Genomic DNA, 255 nt, shown 5'->3' with positions numbered 1-255 from the left:
GTCAGTCAGTAGTATTTAGCCTTGGAGGATGGTCCCCCCATATTCAGACAAAGTTTCTCGTGCTCCGTCCTACTCGATTTCATGACTAAGAGATTTTCGCGTACAGGGCTATCACCCACTATGGCCGTACTTTCCAGAACGTTCCGCTAATCTCAAAGCCACTTAAGGGCTAGTCCCCGTTCGCTCGCCACTACTAAGGGAATCTCGGTTGATTTCTTTTCCTCAGGGTACTTAGATGTTTCAGTTCCCCTGGTT

At 48.2% G+C, this 255-nt stretch carries 1 rRNA gene; it reads right to left on the bottom strand.

The features are described 5' to 3' along the window. Positions 1–255, bottom strand: a 23S ribosomal RNA gene (locus KW839_RS27385); the annotation flags it as partial.

Origin of the sequence: Pseudomonas sp. PDM31 (genome assembly GCF_019218965.1) — a bacterium.
Lineage (GTDB): Bacteria > Pseudomonadota > Gammaproteobacteria > Pseudomonadales > Pseudomonadaceae > Aquipseudomonas.
Note: the sequence above shows the minus strand (reverse complement) of the source record. Positions and strands in the feature narration are given on the sequence as shown.